Source organism: Pseudomonas sp. GM_Psu_1, assembly GCF_026544185.1.
Taxonomy (GTDB): domain Bacteria; phylum Pseudomonadota; class Gammaproteobacteria; order Pseudomonadales; family Pseudomonadaceae; genus Chryseomonas; species Chryseomonas oryzihabitans.
The window spans coordinates 403,813-420,383 of record NZ_JALNUX010000003.1; the positions used below are offsets into that span (position 1 = coordinate 403,813).

The window sequence follows — 16,571 nt, forward strand, 5'->3', positions numbered from 1 at the left end:
CACCGCCCCGCACGGGAGCGGTGCCAGGGCCAGCGGGTTCATTCGCTCGCCGGCTTCAGTCGCAGGCAGGCCAGGGAGCTGACCAGGATCGCCAGGCCGGACAGTGGATACAGCAGGGTCGAGGGCACCAGCGGAATGAGCGCCCCGGCCAGCAGCGGACCGACGCTGGCGCCCACGTCGCGCCACATGGCGTTGGAGGCCAGCGCCGGCAGCCGGGCCTGACCGGGATGGCGGGTGGCGACCAGGGTCACCACCAGGGGGATCTGCAGGGCGCGCAGGATCAGCACCCCGCCGGCGCCGAGGATCAGCCAGTGAAAGCCGAAGGCGATCAGGAACAGCGCGGTCAGCGTCGAGCAGACCACCAGCATGGGCGCCGCGCCATAGCGATCCGCCGCCCGCCCGCCGAGCGGGCTGAGCAGCATGTCGGACAGATAACGCAGCGCCATCAGCAAGCCAGCGACCAGCACCGCATTGCCGCCCAGTACCGCCTGGGAAAAGGCCGATAGACCGAAGATGAACAGGCCGTCCAGGGTCACCCCTTCGATGAAGGACCAGGTGACGATGCGATCCGGCCAGCGCAGGCGCCGTCCGGGCGCCGGCAATTCGTGCCCGGCGCGGGGCAGCGCCAGGGCCAGCAGCAGGCCGATCAGGCAGAGTCCGCTGCTCAGCAGCAGCACGGCGCGCGGTCCGTACTGCAGGGTCAGCCAGGCGCCCACCGAGAGCGCCAGCATGGGACCGATGGCGATCAGCGACCGGGACGTACCGGTGCGCCGGGCGGCGCCGGCCGGATCGGCGGTGGCCAGCACTTGGGTGGACAGGTTGAAGGTGGCGAAGCTCAGGCCCCAGGCCAGGCGCAACCCCACCAGTGCCCAGAAACCCGAGAGATTGGCGTTGCCCAGGGCGCAGAGGGCGGCCACTGCGGAAGCCACCACCAGACTGCGGCGATCGCCGAAGCGGGCATAGAGCTGCACCACATAGCGGTAGCCGACGATGCGGATCACCCGGTTGGCGGCCAGCAGGATGCCGGCCTCGATCAGGGTGATGCCGAAGACCGGGGCGTACATGGGCAGGACGAGATAGAGCAGCACGTCACTGGGCAGGCAGCAGGCGAGGACGATGGCCGCGCGCCGGGAGGCCTGGTCGACGGACCGGGAAGAGGTCATGCGCAAGAGATTCCTGTGGGAGGTGACGTCCAGCCCGGCGGTCGGCGACTGGACAGCGGATTGCAGTGACGGCTCGGCCCTACAGGCGCCAGGCAGAGGCCGTGGCTGCAACGAGACTGTCATTATCTCTTCTTTTGCAAGAGGTGTCCGCCAGGCGAAACGGCTGAACTAACCGCGGGCGCGCGCAATCCTTTTCAGTGCGTCTTGCGCCGCGCAGTGGCTGCCCGGCCCTGCCACGTCCCGTCATGAAAAGGAGTCGTCAGTGACCGTAGCTGCCCATCATTACCACCCTGTCCGGCCCGGCCCGCTGCACGCGCTGCTGCTGGCCGGCTCCGTCCCGCTGTTCATCGGCGGCCTGCTCAGCGATATCGCCTACTACCAGACCCAGCAGATCCAGTGGGCCAACTTCGCCGCCTGGCTGATCGCCGGGGCGCTGTTGCTGTCCGGGCTGGCGCTGCTGTTCGCCCTCGGCAATCTGTTCGGCGCGCGCTTCCGCGGTCGCCGGCCGGCGGCCTATTTCCTCCTGCTGTTGCTGGCCTGGGTGCTGGGGCTAGTCAATGCCTTCGAACATGCCAAGGACGCCTGGGCGGTGATGCCCGCCGGGCTGATCCTCTCGGTGATCGTGTCGGTGCTGAGCCTGGTGGCTGCCTGGATCGGTCTCTCCAACCTGCGTTCGGAGGTGGTCCGATGAGCACTCCACGAGTCTTGAGCGTCCTGGGTCTGGCCGTGCTGCTGGCCGCCTGCGGCAACGAGGGCGGCGCCGACACCCAGGCCCGCGGTCCCGATCCCAAGCTGCCCGAACCTCAGCGCGGCCTCCTGCCGAGCATGAAGATCGCCGAGCCTGCCCCCTGGGGCGATCGCACCCCCAGCGTGCCCCAGGGCTACACCATCACCGCCATCGCCACCGACCTGCGCATTCCGCGACAGATGCTGGTGCTGCCCAATGGCGACATCCTCGTGGCCGAGGGCCGCGGCGGCAATGCGCCCAAGCTCAAGCCCAAGGACGTCATCGCCGGCTACATCAAGGCCCAGGGCAATACCCAGGTGAAGGGCGGCAATCGCCTGACCCTGCTGCGCGACGCCGATGGCGACGGCAAGTACGAACTCAAGACGGTGTTCGCCGAGAATCTCAACGCGCCCTATGGCCTGGCCTTCGCCAACGGCCGGATCTACGTGGCCAACCAGGATGCCCTGGTCAGCTTTCCCTATCAGGACGGCCAGACCCAGGCCAGCGGCGCGCCGGACAAGCTGGTCGAGCTGCCGGCGGCGATCAACCACCACTGGACCAAGTCCCTCGCTGCCAGTGCCGATGGTCGCTATCTCTATGTGGGCATCGGCTCCAACAGCAACGTCGGCGAGCGCGGCATGGACGTCGAGGTGGATCGCGCGGTGATCTGGCAGATCGATGCCCAGAGCGGTGCGCACAAGAACTATGCCACCGGGGTGCGCAATCCCACCGCCCTGGCCATACAGCCCGACAGCGGCCAGCTCTGGGCGGTGGCCAACGAGCGCGACGAGATCGGCCCGGACCTGGTGCCGGACTACCTGACCTCCATCCGCGAAGGCGGCTTCTATGGCTGGCCCTACAGCTACTGGGGGCAGAACGTCGACACCCGCGCCCAGCCGCAGGATCCGGCCAAGGTGGCCGCCGCCATCAAGCCCGACTACAGCCTGGGCTCCCACGTCGCCGCCCTGGGCGTGACCTTTTCCACCGCGGCGGTGGGTGGGCAATTCACCGATGGCGTCTTCGTCGGCGAGCATGGCAGCTGGAACCGTGACAAGCCGGTGGGCTACCGCGTGGTCTTCGTACCCTTCCAGCAGGGCCGTCCGGCTGGCGAGCCCATCGACTTCGCTACCGGGTTCTTCGGCGACGACGGCAAGACCCGCGGCCGCCCGGTCGGGGTGGCCGTGGATCAGCGCGGTGGCGTCCTCATCGCCGACGACCTGGCCAACACCGTCTGGCGCGTGACGCGTACCCAGTAAGGTGCGAGAAAGATCGGCTTGCCGCGCAGTCGGGCGGCAAGCCGATCAATGCATGCGATGCTGCAGATCGCCGAGCACCACCAGGCTGCCCACCACCATCAGCACCAGGATCAGGCTGGTGAATAGCAGCAGATAGAGGTCGTGCCGGTGCGAGCGGCCCAGGCTGATATGCAGGAAGCAGCGCAGGTGCACCAGGATCTGCAGCAGACCCAGGCCGAAGATGACCCCCAGGGTGGTGCCGCGCGGCCAGCTCGGGAAGAGCACCAGGCCGATGGGGATCAGACTCAGCGTCACCGCCAGCAGCAGGCCGATCACGTAGCTCGTCAGCTCCCGACGATAGTTATCTCTCTTCATGGCAGCAGCCCCTGCAGGTAGACCACCGAGAGGATGGCTACCCAGACGATATCGAGAAAATGCCAGAACAGGCCCAGCCGCATCAGCCGGGTCTTCACCGGCGTATCCAGGCCGAACACCCTGAGTTGCACCAGCATCACCACCAGCCACAGACAGCCACTGGCGACGTGCACCCCGTGCATGCCCACCAGGGCGAAGAAGGCCGAGAGAAAGGCGCTGCGCTGGGGCAGGGCGCCTTTGTCCGCCATGCCGAGGAAGTCGTGCACCTCCAGACCCAGAAAGACCAGGCCCAGCGCCAGGGTCACCAGCAGCCAGGTCACCAGGGGCCGCAGGCGACCCTCGTGGTACTTCATGGCCAGGGACGCCAGGCCATAGGTGAAGCTGCTGGCCAGCAGCACCAGGGTCTGCAGGGTGACACTGCCGATCTCGAAGACGTCCCGGGCGACCGGGCCCCCGGCGGTGGCGTGCTGCAGCGTCGCGTAGATGGCGAACAGCAGCGCGAACACCAGGGCGTCGCTCATCAGGAAGATCCAGAACCCGAACAGCGAATACTCGGCCTCGGCGTGGGTGGCGTGATCGGTGGCGCCGACATTGAGGCCGGCGTGGTTCATGTCGCGCGGACTCATGGGCCCATCTCCGCCAGGCCACGGTTACCCGGCCCTGTTTCCTCGTCCCGATTGACCGCCCGCGTCGCAGCGACCAAATCCAGCCAGGCCTCGTGCTCGCGCCGGATGTCTGCAGCGGAAATCAGCCGCTCGGTATCGCGCTGGAAGCTGCGGGCGATCACCGCGCCCCAGGCCACCCCCAGGCCGAACACGGCCAGCCAGCCGATGTGCCAGACCAGCCCGAAGGCGCAGGCAAAGCCTGCGCCCCCGACGATGGCCGGCACCGCGCTGTTCTTTGGCAGTTCGATGTCGGCATAGGTGCGCGGCCGGTCATAGGCCAGGTCGTGCTCCTTGAGCCAGGTGAAGGGGTCGCGGTCGTTGATCGGCAGCGGCACGGCGAAGTTGTATTCCGGCGGCGGCGCGGTCACGGCCCATTCCAGGGTGCGGCCATTCCAGGGGTCGCCCACCGGCACCCGGGCACTGTCGCGCCGGCGGATGCTCACCACCAGCTGGATCACCAGGCTGGCCAGGGCAGCGAGCAGGATCACCGCGCCCAGCTCGGCGACCCACAGCAGCGGGGCGAAGTCGGGATTGTGGATCGCCTGGCTGCGCCGCGGCAGGCCGGAGACGCCCAGCACGTACAGCGGCATGAAGGCGAGCAGGAAGCCCAGGCCGAAATTCAGGGCGGCGATGCGGCCCCAGCGCTCGTCTAGGCGAAAGCCGAAGGCCTTGGGAAACCAGAAGTGATAGCCGGCCAGCATGCCGAACAGCATCCCGGGGATCAGCATGTTGTGGAAGTGGGCGACCAGGTAGACGGTGTTGTGCACCTGATAGTCCACCGGCGGTGTGGCCAGGGTGATGCCGGTAAGGCCGCCGATGACGAACAGCATGATGAACATCACTGCATAGATCAGCGGCGTGGTCAGGCGGATGCGCCCGCGGAACATGGTCGCCATCCAGTCGTAGATCTTCACCCCGGTGGGAATGCCGATGAGCATGGTGGCGATGCCGAAGGCAGCATTGATCCTCGGGCTCTGGCCCATGGTGAAGAAGTGGTGCAGCCAGACGGTAAAGGACAGCACCGCGATCACCAGGGTGGCCCAGACCAGGGAGTGATAGCCATAGAGCCGCTTGGTGGAGAAGGTGGCGAAGACCTCGGAGAACACCCCGAAGGCCGGCAGGATCAGGATGTACACCTCCGGATGGCCGAACAGCCAGAACAAGTTGATGTAGTTCATCAGGTTGCCGCCCTGGGTGTTGGTGAAGAAATGGAAGTCCAGGTAGCGGTCCAGGGCCAGCAGCAGGGTGGCCACGGTCAGCGGCGGCATGGCGAAGATCATCAGGATGCTGGTGCACAGCGCCGTCCAGCTGAACAGCGTCATATGGAACAGGCGCATGCCCGGCGTCCGCTCCTTGTAGAGGGTGACGGCGAAGTTGAGGCCGGTCAGGGTGCTGCCAATGGAGCTGAGGGTCAGCGCCCAGATCCAGTAGTCGGGGCCGACGCCGGGCTGGTATTCGGCGCCGGTATAGGGCGGATAGCCGCTCCAGCCACCGGTCGAGAAGCGACCCAGCACCAGCGAGACCATCACCAGGGCCGCACCGGCCACGGTCAGCCAGAGGCTGATGGCGTTGAGCAGCGGAAAGCGCACGTCGCGGGCACCGATCTGCAGCGGCATGACGAAGTTGATCAGCCCGGTAAGGAAGGGCATGGCGACAAAGAACACCATGATGGTGCCGTGGGTGCTGAACAGCTGGCCGAAGTGCTCCGGTGGCAGATAGCCCGGGGCATCGATGGCCAGAGCCTGCTGAGTGCGCATCATCACGCCTTCCACCACGCCGCGGCTGAACATCACCAGGGCCAGCACCACATACATGATACCGATGCGCTTGTGGTCCAGGCTGGTGAACCACTCCTGCCAGAGATAGCGCCACTTGCCGAGCCAGGTGATCACCCCGGCGGTGGCCAGGGCGCCAAGGATCACCACGCTGGCGCCGCAGGTGGCGACCAGGCTGTAGAAGGGCAGGGCATCGTAGCCCAGGCGACCGAACAGCAGGTGCCAGAGGGCCGAGGAATCAGTCATGGGTGGCTCCCTGGAAGGTGGCGCAGGCGGGTACCGGATCCTGGCGATAGCGCGCCAGCACCCAGGCGAAGAGGGCGGGTTGGGTCAGGCGCAACGCGGCGGCCTGCTCCAGGGTGCCGGGGCGGGACAGCACCTGGTAATGGGCGCAATCCAGCGCCTCGCGGGTCTGGCTGACGCCCTGGGTCCAGCTGGCGAAGTCCTGCGCATCCAGCACCCGGATCGGGAAATGCTGGTCCTGGAAGCCTTCGCCGCTGTACTGGGCGTTGCGGCCCTCGAACTGGCCGGGCGCGGGAATCTGCAGGTAGCGCTGGGTCTGCATGCCGGCCATGGCGTAGATCTGGCCACCGAGGCGCGGCAACAGCAGGGATTGCATCACCGTATCGCTGGTGAGTCTGAGCTGCACCGGGCGTCCGGCTGGCAGGACCAGTTCATTGACCGTGGCGATGCCCTGTTCGGGATAGAGAAACAGCCACTTCCAGTCCAGGCCGATCACCTGGACCTCCAGCGGCGCCAGGCTGGGCGTCGGCGAGCGATAGGGATCGAGGCTGTGGGTGCGGGTCCAGACCAGCACCGCCAGGACCGCGACGATCAGCGCCGGCACGCCCCAGGCGAAGATGTCCAGCAGCCAGGAGAACTCCCAGCGCGGCCGGTAGGCGGCGCGCGTGTTGCCGTGGCGATAGCGCCAGACGATCAGCGGGGTGAGCAGGATCACCGGCAGGACCACCACCAGCGCCAGGCCGACGATCCACAGCAGCAGGTCGCGTTCGCCACTGGCGGCGAGACCGGCCGGGGCGAGAAAGCCGTGCTGTAGCGGCGAACAGCCAGTGAGCGAAGCGGCCAGCAGCAGGCCAGCCAGGGACCCGACCGCCAGGCGGCGCCTCGAGGTGCTCCCCGGGCAGGGAGAAGAAGGACGCGACTTTCGCGCAAGGGACATGAGCGGACTCGACCGTAACCAGTTGTTGCAGCCAACAGACCGCCCGAGCAGGCGAGCCGTTCACTGGATACTGGCGCTTGGCCGCCCCGCCTCAGGACGCGCTGGCGTACAGGCCGCGAGCTAGGGCTGTTCGGTCTTCCACTGGCCGAGCAGGATGGCGACGAATTTTTCCGCGGCGGGCGACAGCGAGGCGCCGCGACGCGAGACCAGGCCCAGCGTCCGGGTCACCTCCGGATCGCTGAGGGGCACGCTGACCAGGGTCGGGTGGTCGGCATCCGGCATGGCCAGACTGGGCATGGCCGAGACGCCGAGGCCGGCTTCCACCATGCCCAGGGAGGTGGACAGGTGCTGCACCTCATAGAACCACTTGGGGCGAATGCCGCGGGCGGAGAGGGCATGATCGAGCAGCACCCGGTTGCCGCTTAGGCGCCCCACACCGATCAGCCGGTGCTCGACCAGCTCGGCCCAGCTGATCGACGGGCGCCCGGCCAGTTCGTGGTCGCGCCGGCAGGCCAGCACGAATTGCTCCTGCACCAGGGGCACGAATTCGATGTCCGGGTGCTGACCGCTGAGCATGTTGATGCCGAAGTCGGCTTCGCCGCGCAGCACGGCTTCCAGGCCGTCGTTGGCGCTGAGGTCCAGCAGGCGGATGCGGATCTTGGGGTATTGCTCGTTGTACTGGCGGATCACCGAGGGCAGGAAGTAGAAGGCCGCGGTGGGGATGCAGGCCAGGGTGACCTGGCCGGTCTGGCGCTCGGCCAGTTCGCGAATGCTGAGGATGGAGTCCTCGAAGTCGTCCAGCAGCCGCCGCGCCTTGGGCAGGAAATCGCGGCCGACGCTGGTGAGGCCGACGCGACGAGTGGTGCGTTCGAGCAGGGGCGTACCCAGGCCGTCTTCCAGCTTCTTGATGCGCCGGCTCAGCGCCGGCTGCGACAGGTGCAGGGCATCGGCGGCCTCGTGGAAGCTGCCCAGTTCGGCGATTTTCACGAAAGATCGAATGTCTTGCAGCTCGTAGTCCATGAACGCCCCGTTTCGGAAAGCCGGCTTTATTGATTATCCAAGTGGAATAATAGCGCTGATATTTGCATTGGATAGATTTATATCCGGCTGCCAATCTTGTTCCCAGAACATCAATAACCGCTATTGATCAACAAGAGTCAGCAGTCATGCAACGTATTCCCTGCGTTCTCATGCGAGGCGGCACCTCCAAGGGCCCCTTCTTCCACGCCAGCGACCTGCCCAGCGATCCCGCCGCGCGCGACGAGATGCTGATCGACCTCATGGGTGCCGGCCACGAGCTGGAAATCGACGGCATCGGCGGCGGCAGTCCGCAGACCAGCAAGGTCGCCATCATCAGCCCGTCCAGTCATCCCGATGCCGACGTGGATTACCTCTTCGTCCAGGTGATGGTCGCCGAGCGGCGCGTCGATACCGCACCCAACTGCGGCAACATGCTCTGCGCCGTGGGGCCCTTCGCGGTGGAGCAGGGGCTGGTTGCCGCGAGAGACGGCAAGACCCTGGTCCGCATCCGCAACCTCAACACCAACAGTTTCGTCGATTCCCTGGTGCATACGCCCGGCGGCCTGGTGCGCTATGAAGGCGACACCGCCATCGACGGCGTGCCCGGCACCGCCGCGCCGGTGCAGCTGACCTTTCTCGACGCCGTGGGCAGCAAGACCGGCCAGCTGTTTCCCACCGGCCAGGCCACGGATGTCTTCGACGGCGTGCCGGTGACCTGCATCGACATGGCCATGCCGATGATGATCGTCGAGGCCCGCCACCTGGGCGTGACCGGCAGCGAGCGGCCGACCGAACTGGACGCCAACGCGGCGCTGCTGGCCCGGCTGGAAGCCCTGCGGCTGCAGGCGGGTCGGGCCATGGGCCTGGGCGATGTCAGCGGCAAGGTGATCCCCAAGCCGGTGCTGATTTCCGCGCCCCAGCAGGGCGGCACCCTGCAGGTGCGCTATTTCATGCCGCACAGCTGCCACCGGGCGCTGGCCATCACCGGCTCCATCGGCCTGGCCACCGCCTGCGTCACCCCGGAGACCGTGGTGATGGCGCTGCTCGGCGAGTCGGCGCGTGACCTGACCCACGTCCGCCTGGAGCATCCCAGCGGCGGGATCGACGTGGTGCTGTCGCGCGGCGGCGCGGACGGCACTACCATCCAGGCCTCGGTCGTCCGGACCGCGCGCCGTCTGTTTTCCGGTCATGTCTATGCGCCTACCGCGCGGAGGCTCGCCGGCTAACGCGACACCCCCAACCACCAGCGCATCCGCACAACTTCAATAAACGGTGATGCCCCATGAAACTTGCCAAATCGCTGTACTTCCAGATCCTCTGCGCCGTGGTCCTCGGGGTGCTGGTCGGTCACTTCTGGGCGCAACAGGCCGTCGCGCTCAAGCCCCTGGGTGACGCCTTCATCAAACTGATCAAGATGATGATCGCCCCGGTGGTGTTCTGCACCATCGTCACCGGCATCGCCGGCATGACCGACAAGAGCACCCTGGGCCGGTTGATGGGCAAGACGCTGCTGCTGTTCCTGGTGCTCACCGTCATCAGCCTGTTCATCGGCCTCGGCGCGGTCTATCTGTTCCAGCCCGGCGTTGGCATGAACATCGATCCCGCGACCCTGAGCACCGCCAGCATCGCCCAGTACACGGCGTCGGCGGCCAAGCTCAGCGTGGTGGACTTCTTCATGCACATCATCCCGGACACCTTCATGGGGGCGTTCAACAAGGGTGAGGTGCTGCCGGTGCTGTTCATCGCCGTGCTCTGCGGCTTCGCCCTGTCCGCCATGGGCGAGCGCGGCCGGCCGGTGCTGGACGTGCTGGAGTCGGCGTCGCAGATGGTCTTCCGCATCTTCGGCTACCTGATGCGCTTCGCCCCGGTGGGTGCCTTCGGCGCCCTGGCCTTTACCGTTGGCCAGTACGGCATCACCTCGCTGGGCTCCCTGGCCAAGCTGATCGCCACCCTCTACATCGCCTGTGCCTTCTTCGTCTTCGTGGTGCTGGGCGCGCTGTGCCGCTCGCGCGGCTTCAGCCTGTGGAAGCTGTTGCGCTACTTCCGCGAGGAATTCCTGGTGGTGCTGGGCACCTCGTCCACCGAGCCGGTGCTGCCGCGCATGCTGCAGAAGCTCGAGGGCCTGGGCTGCAAGAAGGGCGTGGTCGGTCTGGTGCTGCCCACCGGCTACTCCTTCAACCTGGACGGCACCGCCATCTACCTGTCGCTGGCCGCGGTCTTCATCGCCCAGGCCTGCAACATCGACCTCACCGTCGGCCAGACCCTGACCATGCTGGCGATCATGCTGCTGTCCTCCAAGGGCGCGGCAGGGGTGACCGGCAGCGGCTTCGTCGCCCTGGCCTCGACCCTCACCGTGATCCACGACATCCCCCTGGCCGGGCTGGCGCTGCTCATCGGCATCGACCGCTTCATGTCCGAGGCCCGCGCTCTCACCAGCCTGGCCAGCAACGCCGTGGCCACCGTGGTGATCGCGCTGGGCGAGGGCGCCTGCGATCGCGACAAGCTGATGCGCACCCTGGCCAGTGGCAAGGCCGAACCCGTGGCGGTGCCCGAGGCCGCCGAGTGGACGGCACCGGACGTTCGTCCCCACGCCTGATCGTTCCAACCCCGCTACCGCTGCAATCCCACCTCCGCGCCGTCAGCTGGCCGGAGGCGGGGATCGGCTGGCCCGCGGCCGGCCAGACCCACAACAAGAACAAGGGATATGCCTATGCTCGCGCTTCTCGGTCTGATCATGGTGGTGACCTTCACCTACCTGATCATGAGCAAACGTCTGTCGCCCATCGTGGCGCTCACCGTGGTGCCCATCGTCTTCGCCCTCATCGGCGGCTTCGCCCCCACCACCGGCAAGATGATGCTCGACGGCCTGAAGATGGTGGCGCCCTCGGCGGCGCTGCTGCTGTTCGCCATCCTCTTCTTCGGCCTGATGATCGACGCCGGGCTGTTCGATCCGCTGATCCGCAAGATCCTCAAGCGCGTCAACGGCGACCCGGTCAAGATCGCCATCGGCACCGCGCTGCTCTCGCTGCTGGTGGCCCTGGACGGAGACGGCACCACCACCTACATGATCACCTGCGCGGCCATGCTGCCGCTGTACAAGCGCATCGGCATGAATCCCATGGTGCTGGCGACCGTCTCCATGCTCTCGCTGAGCATCATGAGCGGCATGAGTCCCTGGGGCGGCCCGGCCACCCGCGCCATCGCCGCGCTGGGGCTGGACGCCACCGCCTACTTCATTCCCATGCTGCCCACGGTGATCGGCGGAGCGGCCTGGGTGGTCTTCACCGCCTACCTGCTGGGTCGCCGCGAGCGCGCGCGCATCGGCAACGTCGCCCTGGAGAGCGGCGGGGCGGCCGGCGGCAAGTGCTACATCGAGGAGATCCTCGGTGATTCGCCGACCAAGCGGCCGCGCCTGGCCTACGTCAACCTGGTGCTGGTGATCGCGGTGATGACCGCCCTGGTCATGGGCGTGATGCACGCCGCCATCCTGTTCATGATCGGCTTCGTGCTGGCGCTGATGATCAACTATCCGCAACTGGAGCTGCAGAAGGAGCGCATCCTGGCCCACTCCGGCAATGCCATGACCGTGGTGCTGCTGGTGTTCGCCGCGGGCATCTTCGCCGGCATCTTTTCCGGCACCAAGATGGTCGACGCCCTGGCCCAGACCCTGGTCGACTGGATTCCGCCGGCCTGGGGCCACTGGTTCCCGCTGGTGGTGGCCATCACCAGCATGCCGCTGACCTTCGTGCTGTCCAACGATGCCTACTACTTCGGCGTGGTGCCCATCCTGGCCAACGCCGCCGCGGCCTACGGCATCGATCCGGTGGAGATCGCCCGCGCCTCGGTGCTGGGCCAGCCGGTGCACCTGATGAGTCCGCTGGTGGCCTCGACGCTGCTGCTGGTGGGTATGGTCGACCGCGACATCGGCGACTTCCAGAAGGCCACCGTCAAATGGGCGGTGCTGACCTCCCTGGTCATCACCGCCATCGCCCTGCTCACCGGCGCCATCTCCTTCTTCGTCTGAAGCCGGTGGAGCAACTGTCTTTATCGCGGCCATGCCGGTGCGCCGTAGCGGCCGCTCCTACGGTGGCATCCGTGCCTGTAGGAGCGGCCCATGGCCGCGATATGCGATCAAGACAGTTGCTCCTACAAAAGCATCATCCGCTGTGGGAGCGGCCTTATTACTGCTGCGCCGGAATGGGCTTGAGACCGCTGTCCTCGATGGCCTTGGCGGCGTCTTTCGAGGCCAGGTACTGCAGCAGGGCGCGCGCAGCATCCGGGTGCGTGCTCTTGCTGACCACGGCGCCGGAGTAGAGGGTCATCTTCTGCGCCTGGTCAGGGATCAGGCCGACGATGTCGATGCCCTGCACCGGCTTCAACTCGCTCAGTTGCTGGAAGCCCAGCTGCGCCTCGCCGCGGGCGACGACTTCGCCCACCGGCTCGGCGGGGATCATGCGCGCCTTGGCCTTGAAGGCATCGCTCAGCTGCATGCGCGGGAACAGGATGTGGGCCAGGTAGACACCGCTGGCGCTGTCGGAATAGGCCACCGACTGGGCGCTTTCCAGGCTCTGCTTGAAGGCCTCCATGGTGGAGATGTCCGGCTTGGGCGCGCCCTTGCGCACCGCCATGGCGATGAAGGATTGCCCCAGGTCGACCCGGCTGTCCTTGAGCGCCTGGCCGTTGGCGACCAGCTTGTCCAGCGCCGAACCCACCATCAGCACCACGTCGGCCGGCTCGTTGCGGGCCAGGCGCTGGGGGATGGCCTGGGGCGTGTCGCCCATGGACGGCGCGGCGGCGATGTCCAGTTTCACGCCAGTGGCCTTTTCATAGGCCGGGGCGACTTCGCGGATGGCGCCCATGATGCCGCCCGAGCTCAGCACCGTGAGGGTGGTGACGGGTTGTGCGGCCAGCAGTGGCGTGGAGGCCAGCAGCAGGGCGCCAAGGGCGAGGGTGGGCAGACGTCGAAACATGGTGAAGACTCCAGGGTGAAAAGACCGACGATAGACCGCGGGCGAGGCGGAAGCGCGTTAGTCCGAATGAAGAAAAATTTAATTTACCGACCTGGTCGTTTTCCCTAGGGTGTCCGGTCCGCCAGACCGGGCGCCAGATCCAGAGGCCATCATGACCCAGGCTTTGGTCATCGAAGACGACCAGGTGACCGCCCACGCCATCGCCAGCGAATTGCGGGCGCAAGACTATCAGGTACGTTGGGAAAGCACCGGCCGCGAGGGCCTGGCCGCGGCCATCGCCGGCGGCCACGACATCATCACCCTCGACCGCATGCTGCCGGACTTCGATGGCCTGACCATCGTCAGCACCCTGCGTGGCCTCGGCATCGCCACCCCGGTGCTGATGCTCAGCGCCCTGTCCGATGTCGACGAGCGCGTGCGCGGCCTGAGATGCGGCGGTGACGACTACCTGACCAAGCCCTTTTCCCTGGTGGAGATGATGGCCCGCCTGGAGGCGCTGCTCAGACGGCCGGGCGCGCAGTCCGCCAGTCACCAGTTGCGGGTCGGCGAGCTGACCCTGGACCTGATCGAGAACACCCTGACCCGGGCCGGCGAGGCCATCGCCCTGCTGCCCACCGAATTCAAGATCCTCACCTACCTGATGCGCAACGCCGGGCAACTGGTGACCCGCACCATGCTCTTCGAGCAGGTCTGGGGCTATCACTTCGATCCGGGCACCAACATCATCGACGTGCACATGGGGCGGCTCAGACGCAAGATCGAGCGGGCCGGGCGGCCGCTGGTGCATACCGTTCGCGGAGCCGGCTATGTCCTCGTCGTCCCGGACTAGGCGCTGGCGCTCGGGCAGCAGCCGCCTGCTGGCGCTCTATGCGCTGCTCTTCGTGGCCTGGGGCGCGGTCTTCACCGGGGTGCTCTACTGGCAGATCTCCGGTTACTTGGGCGCCGTGGCGGAGCGCACCTTGCTGCAGCGGGCGCACTACTACGGCAAGGTGGCCGATGCCGACCTGCTGGGCGAGCTGCAGGCCAGCGAGGTCTATTCCATGCCCGGTATCGACGCCTACGGCCTGTTCGAGGCCGATGGGCGCTATGTGGCCGGCAACCTGGTCAAGCTCCTGCGCAACCTGCCGGACGACGGCCGGGTGCACTACCTGCAGCGCGGCCTCAGGACCACCGACGCCCTGGACGAGACCCGCAGCAGCCATGCCTTTCTGCAGCGCCGCGCCGACGGCCGCATCCTGGTGCTGGCCCGCGACGGCGGCTCCATTTCGGCGGTGGGCGGCATCATCGGCCAGGCGCTGTTCTGGGGCCTGTCGCTGACCCTGATCCCCGGCCTGGTCGGCTGGCACCTGTTGCGGCGACGACCGCTGCGGCGCGTCGAGCGACTGCAACGCAGCCTGGAACGGATCGTCGCCGGTCACCTGGAGGAACGCCTGCCACTGTCGCCGCGCCACGACGAGCTGGACATGCTGGCCGATGCGGTCAATACCACCCTGGCGCAGCTGGAGCGCTCGATGCACGAGGTGAAGGGCGTCTGCGACGGCATCGCCCATGACCTGCGCACCCCGCTGACGCGGCTGCGGGCGCGCCTGCACCAGCTGCAGCAACTGCCGCTGGCCGAACCCCAGGCCGACAGCCTCGGCGAGGCGCTGGCCGAGACCGAGGCCATCATGTCGCGCTTCCAGGGCCTGCTGCGCATCTCCGAGCTGGAGGACACCCGGCGGCGCATGGCCTTCGCGCCCCTGGACCTGGCCGCGCTGCTGCGCCAGGCCCATGACTTCTACGAACCCCTGGCCCAGGAAAAGGCCCAGACCCTGAGCCTGGAATTGGGCGAGGGGTTACCAGAGGTGCAGGGCGACGCCGAGTTGCTGTTCGAGGCGCTGGTCAATCTGCTCGACAACGCCCTCAAGTTCGCTCCCGAGGGGGGCAGGGTGCGGCTGGTGGCGCGTGGCGTCGGCCTGGCGGTGCGCATCGAGGTGATCGACGACGGCCCTGGCATTCCCGAGGCCGAGCGCGAGAGCGTGCTGCGCCGGCTCTATCGCGGCGATGCCAGTCGCCAGCAACCGGGCTATGGCCTGGGCCTGTCGCTGGTAGCGGCCATCGTGCGGTTGCATGGTTTCAGCCTGAGCATCGAGGCGGCCGAACCGGTGGGCGCGCGGGTCATCATCACCAGCGCCGGCTGAGACGCGCCTTCCTAAATTTTTCTTCATTTTGCTTCATTTGAGACCGGGGCAGGGCTCTCCCAGGATGGCGGGCCCCTCCTGCCACACCGGATCTGCCGCTCGTGAAACACCCCTTGCTACTGGGCCTCGCCGCCCTGGGTCTCGCCTGGCTCGGCCAGGTCGAGGCCGCGCCCGCCGCTGCGCCCGCCACCACGGTGCTGATTCCTTCGCCGCCCCAGCTCTCGGCCAAGGCCTGGGTGCTGATGGATGCCACCACCGGCCAGGTGATCGCCGAAGAGAATGCCCACGAGCACCTGCCGCCGGCCAGCCTGACCAAGCTGATGACCGTCTATGTGGCGACCCGCGACATCCAGGCCGGCCAGCTCAAGGCCAACGACCCGGTCACCGTCAGCGAGCACGCCTGGCGCACCGAAGGCTCGCGGATGTTTCTCGATCCGCGCAGCCAGGTGTCGGTCCACGATCTCCTGCAGGGTATCGTCATCGACTCGGGTAACGACGCCAGCGTGGCCCTGGCCGAGCACATCGCCGGCAGCAACGAGAGCTTCGCCAGCCTGATGAACGCCACCGCGCAGCGCCTGGGCCTGCACGACAGTCACTTCATGAATCCCACCGGGCTGCCCGACCCCGAGCACTTTTCCTCGCCCTACGACATGGCGCTGCTGGCCCGCGCCATCATCCAGGACGAGTCGGCCTACTATGAGCTCTATGCCAGGAAGTACTTTACCTGGAACGGCATCCGCCAACCCAATCGCAACCTGCTGCTGTGGCGCGACCACACCGTGGACGGCCTCAAGACCGGGCATACCGAGGCGGCTGGCTACTGCATGGTCACCTCGGCGCTGCGCGACGGACGCCGGCTGATCACCGCGGTGTTCGGTTCCAACTCGATCAACAACCGCGCGGCGGACACCCAGAAGCTGCTGACCTACGGCTATCGCTTCTTCGACAACCTGAGCCTCGACAAGGCCGGCGTCGCCCTGGGCACCCCGGCGATCTGGGAGGGCGAGCAGGCGACCCTGCCGGTGGGCGTGACCGAGGACGTGGTGCTGACCCGTCCCAAGGGCCAGCAACCGCCCGAGCGCCGCCTGGTACTGAACGAGCCGCTGGTGGCGCCCATCGCCCAGGGCGCGGTGGTCGGCCGCCTGGAGCTGGTGGAGGGCGACCGCGTCCTGCAGACCCGCCCGCTGGTGGCCCTGGAGGCGGCGGCGCAGGGCGGTTGGTGGTCGCGTTGGCCGGAGCACCTCTACCGGCTGGTGCTGAACTGGTTCGGCCGGGTCTGAC

The 16,571-nt window shown here is 67.3% G+C and carries 15 protein-coding genes; 8 read left to right on the plus strand and 7 right to left on the minus strand.

Annotated elements, in window-relative coordinates:
• Positions 1–38: 38 nt before the first annotated feature.
• Complete coding sequence (locus OXS31_RS07010) at positions 39–1,163, minus strand: MFS transporter (RefSeq protein ID WP_267398450.1); 1,125 nt, start codon at positions 1,161–1,163, stop codon at positions 39–41.
• A 262-nt stretch (positions 1,164–1,425) separates the two neighbouring features.
• On the opposite strand from OXS31_RS07010, the gene OXS31_RS07015 reads away from it, so the two are divergent.
• Together OXS31_RS07015 and OXS31_RS07020 are read left to right on the plus strand one after the other, a co-directional pair.
• Positions 1,426–1,854, plus strand: coding sequence for a DUF2231 domain-containing protein (locus OXS31_RS07015; protein ID WP_027602114.1), 429 nt, complete (start codon positions 1,426–1,428; stop codon positions 1,852–1,854).
• Positions 1,851–3,146 carry a sorbosone dehydrogenase family protein gene (locus OXS31_RS07020; protein ID WP_267398460.1) on the plus strand — a complete coding sequence of 432 codons (1,296 nt, stop codon included), beginning with the start codon at positions 1,851–1,853 and terminating at the stop codon, positions 3,144–3,146. Before OXS31_RS07015 ends, OXS31_RS07020 begins: the two co-directional genes overlap by 4 nt.
• Positions 3,147–3,191: 45 nt before the next feature.
• On the opposite strand, the gene OXS31_RS07025 is transcribed toward OXS31_RS07020, so the two are convergent.
• The 5 genes from OXS31_RS07025 to OXS31_RS07045 all read right to left on the minus strand — a co-directional run bounded on the left by OXS31_RS07025 (position 3,192) and on the right by OXS31_RS07045 (position 8,140).
• The gene (locus OXS31_RS07025; protein WP_058791348.1) at positions 3,192–3,500 is read right to left on the minus strand and encodes a cytochrome C oxidase subunit IV family protein; all 309 of its coding nucleotides are present in this window, start codon (positions 3,498–3,500) and stop codon (positions 3,192–3,194) included.
• Complete coding sequence (locus OXS31_RS07030; RefSeq protein WP_027602117.1) at positions 3,497–4,126, minus strand: cytochrome (ubi)quinol oxidase subunit III; 630 nt, start codon at positions 4,124–4,126, stop codon at positions 3,497–3,499. The genes OXS31_RS07025 and OXS31_RS07030 overlap by 4 nt, the downstream gene beginning before the upstream one ends.
• On the minus strand, positions 4,123–6,186 hold the full coding sequence (locus OXS31_RS07035; protein WP_267398461.1) for a cbb3-type cytochrome c oxidase subunit I: 2,064 nt from the start codon (positions 6,184–6,186) through the stop codon (positions 4,123–4,125). Before OXS31_RS07035 ends, OXS31_RS07030 begins: the two co-directional genes overlap by 4 nt.
• The gene (locus OXS31_RS07040) at positions 6,179–7,120 is read right to left on the minus strand and encodes a ubiquinol oxidase subunit II (RefSeq protein WP_267398463.1); all 942 of its coding nucleotides are present in this window, start codon (positions 7,118–7,120) and stop codon (positions 6,179–6,181) included. Before OXS31_RS07040 ends, OXS31_RS07035 begins: the two co-directional genes overlap by 8 nt.
• A gap of 120 nt (positions 7,121–7,240) precedes the next feature.
• Entirely contained in the window at positions 7,241–8,140 is a 900-nt protein-coding gene (locus OXS31_RS07045; RefSeq protein WP_007158583.1) for a LysR family transcriptional regulator, read from the minus strand.
• Positions 8,141–8,286: 146 nt separating this feature from the next.
• Here OXS31_RS07045 and OXS31_RS07050 point away from each other — a divergent pair, with 146 nt between their 5' ends.
• The 3 genes from OXS31_RS07050 to OXS31_RS07060 all read left to right on the plus strand — a co-directional run bounded on the left by OXS31_RS07050 (position 8,287) and on the right by OXS31_RS07060 (position 12,164).
• Positions 8,287–9,366 (plus strand): 4-oxalomesaconate tautomerase, encoded by a 1,080-nt coding sequence (locus OXS31_RS07050; protein WP_267398471.1) that lies wholly within the window; start codon positions 8,287–8,289, stop codon positions 9,364–9,366.
• Between the two features lie 56 nt (positions 9,367–9,422).
• Positions 9,423–10,736: a C4-dicarboxylate transporter DctA gene (gene dctA / locus OXS31_RS07055; protein WP_267398474.1), complete on the plus strand. Its 1,314-nt coding sequence runs from the start codon at positions 9,423–9,425 to the stop codon at positions 10,734–10,736.
• Positions 10,737–10,850: 114 nt separating this feature from the next.
• Positions 10,851–12,164, plus strand: a complete 1,314-nt coding sequence (locus OXS31_RS07060; RefSeq protein WP_007158580.1) for a citrate:proton symporter — start codon at positions 10,851–10,853, stop codon at positions 12,162–12,164.
• Positions 12,165–12,321: 157 nt separating this feature from the next.
• Here the strand turns inward: OXS31_RS07060 and OXS31_RS07065 are convergent, their stop codons facing one another.
• The gene (locus OXS31_RS07065; protein WP_027599585.1) at positions 12,322–13,110 is read right to left on the minus strand and encodes a substrate-binding domain-containing protein; all 789 of its coding nucleotides are present in this window, start codon (positions 13,108–13,110) and stop codon (positions 12,322–12,324) included.
• Between the two features lie 151 nt (positions 13,111–13,261).
• On the opposite strand from OXS31_RS07065, the gene OXS31_RS07070 reads away from it, so the two are divergent.
• From OXS31_RS07070 to OXS31_RS07080, 3 genes are all read left to right on the plus strand, one after another.
• The gene (locus OXS31_RS07070) at positions 13,262–13,939 is read left to right on the plus strand and encodes a response regulator transcription factor (RefSeq protein ID WP_267398479.1); all 678 of its coding nucleotides are present in this window, start codon (positions 13,262–13,264) and stop codon (positions 13,937–13,939) included.
• Positions 13,917–15,290: a HAMP domain-containing sensor histidine kinase gene (locus OXS31_RS07075; RefSeq protein ID WP_144953598.1), complete on the plus strand. Its 1,374-nt coding sequence runs from the start codon at positions 13,917–13,919 to the stop codon at positions 15,288–15,290. Before OXS31_RS07070 ends, OXS31_RS07075 begins: the two co-directional genes overlap by 23 nt.
• 113 nt (positions 15,291–15,403) lie before the next feature.
• Entirely contained in the window at positions 15,404–16,570 is a 1,167-nt protein-coding gene (locus OXS31_RS07080) for a D-alanyl-D-alanine carboxypeptidase family protein (RefSeq protein WP_267398583.1), read from the plus strand.
• Position 16,571: the final 1 nt, after the last annotated feature.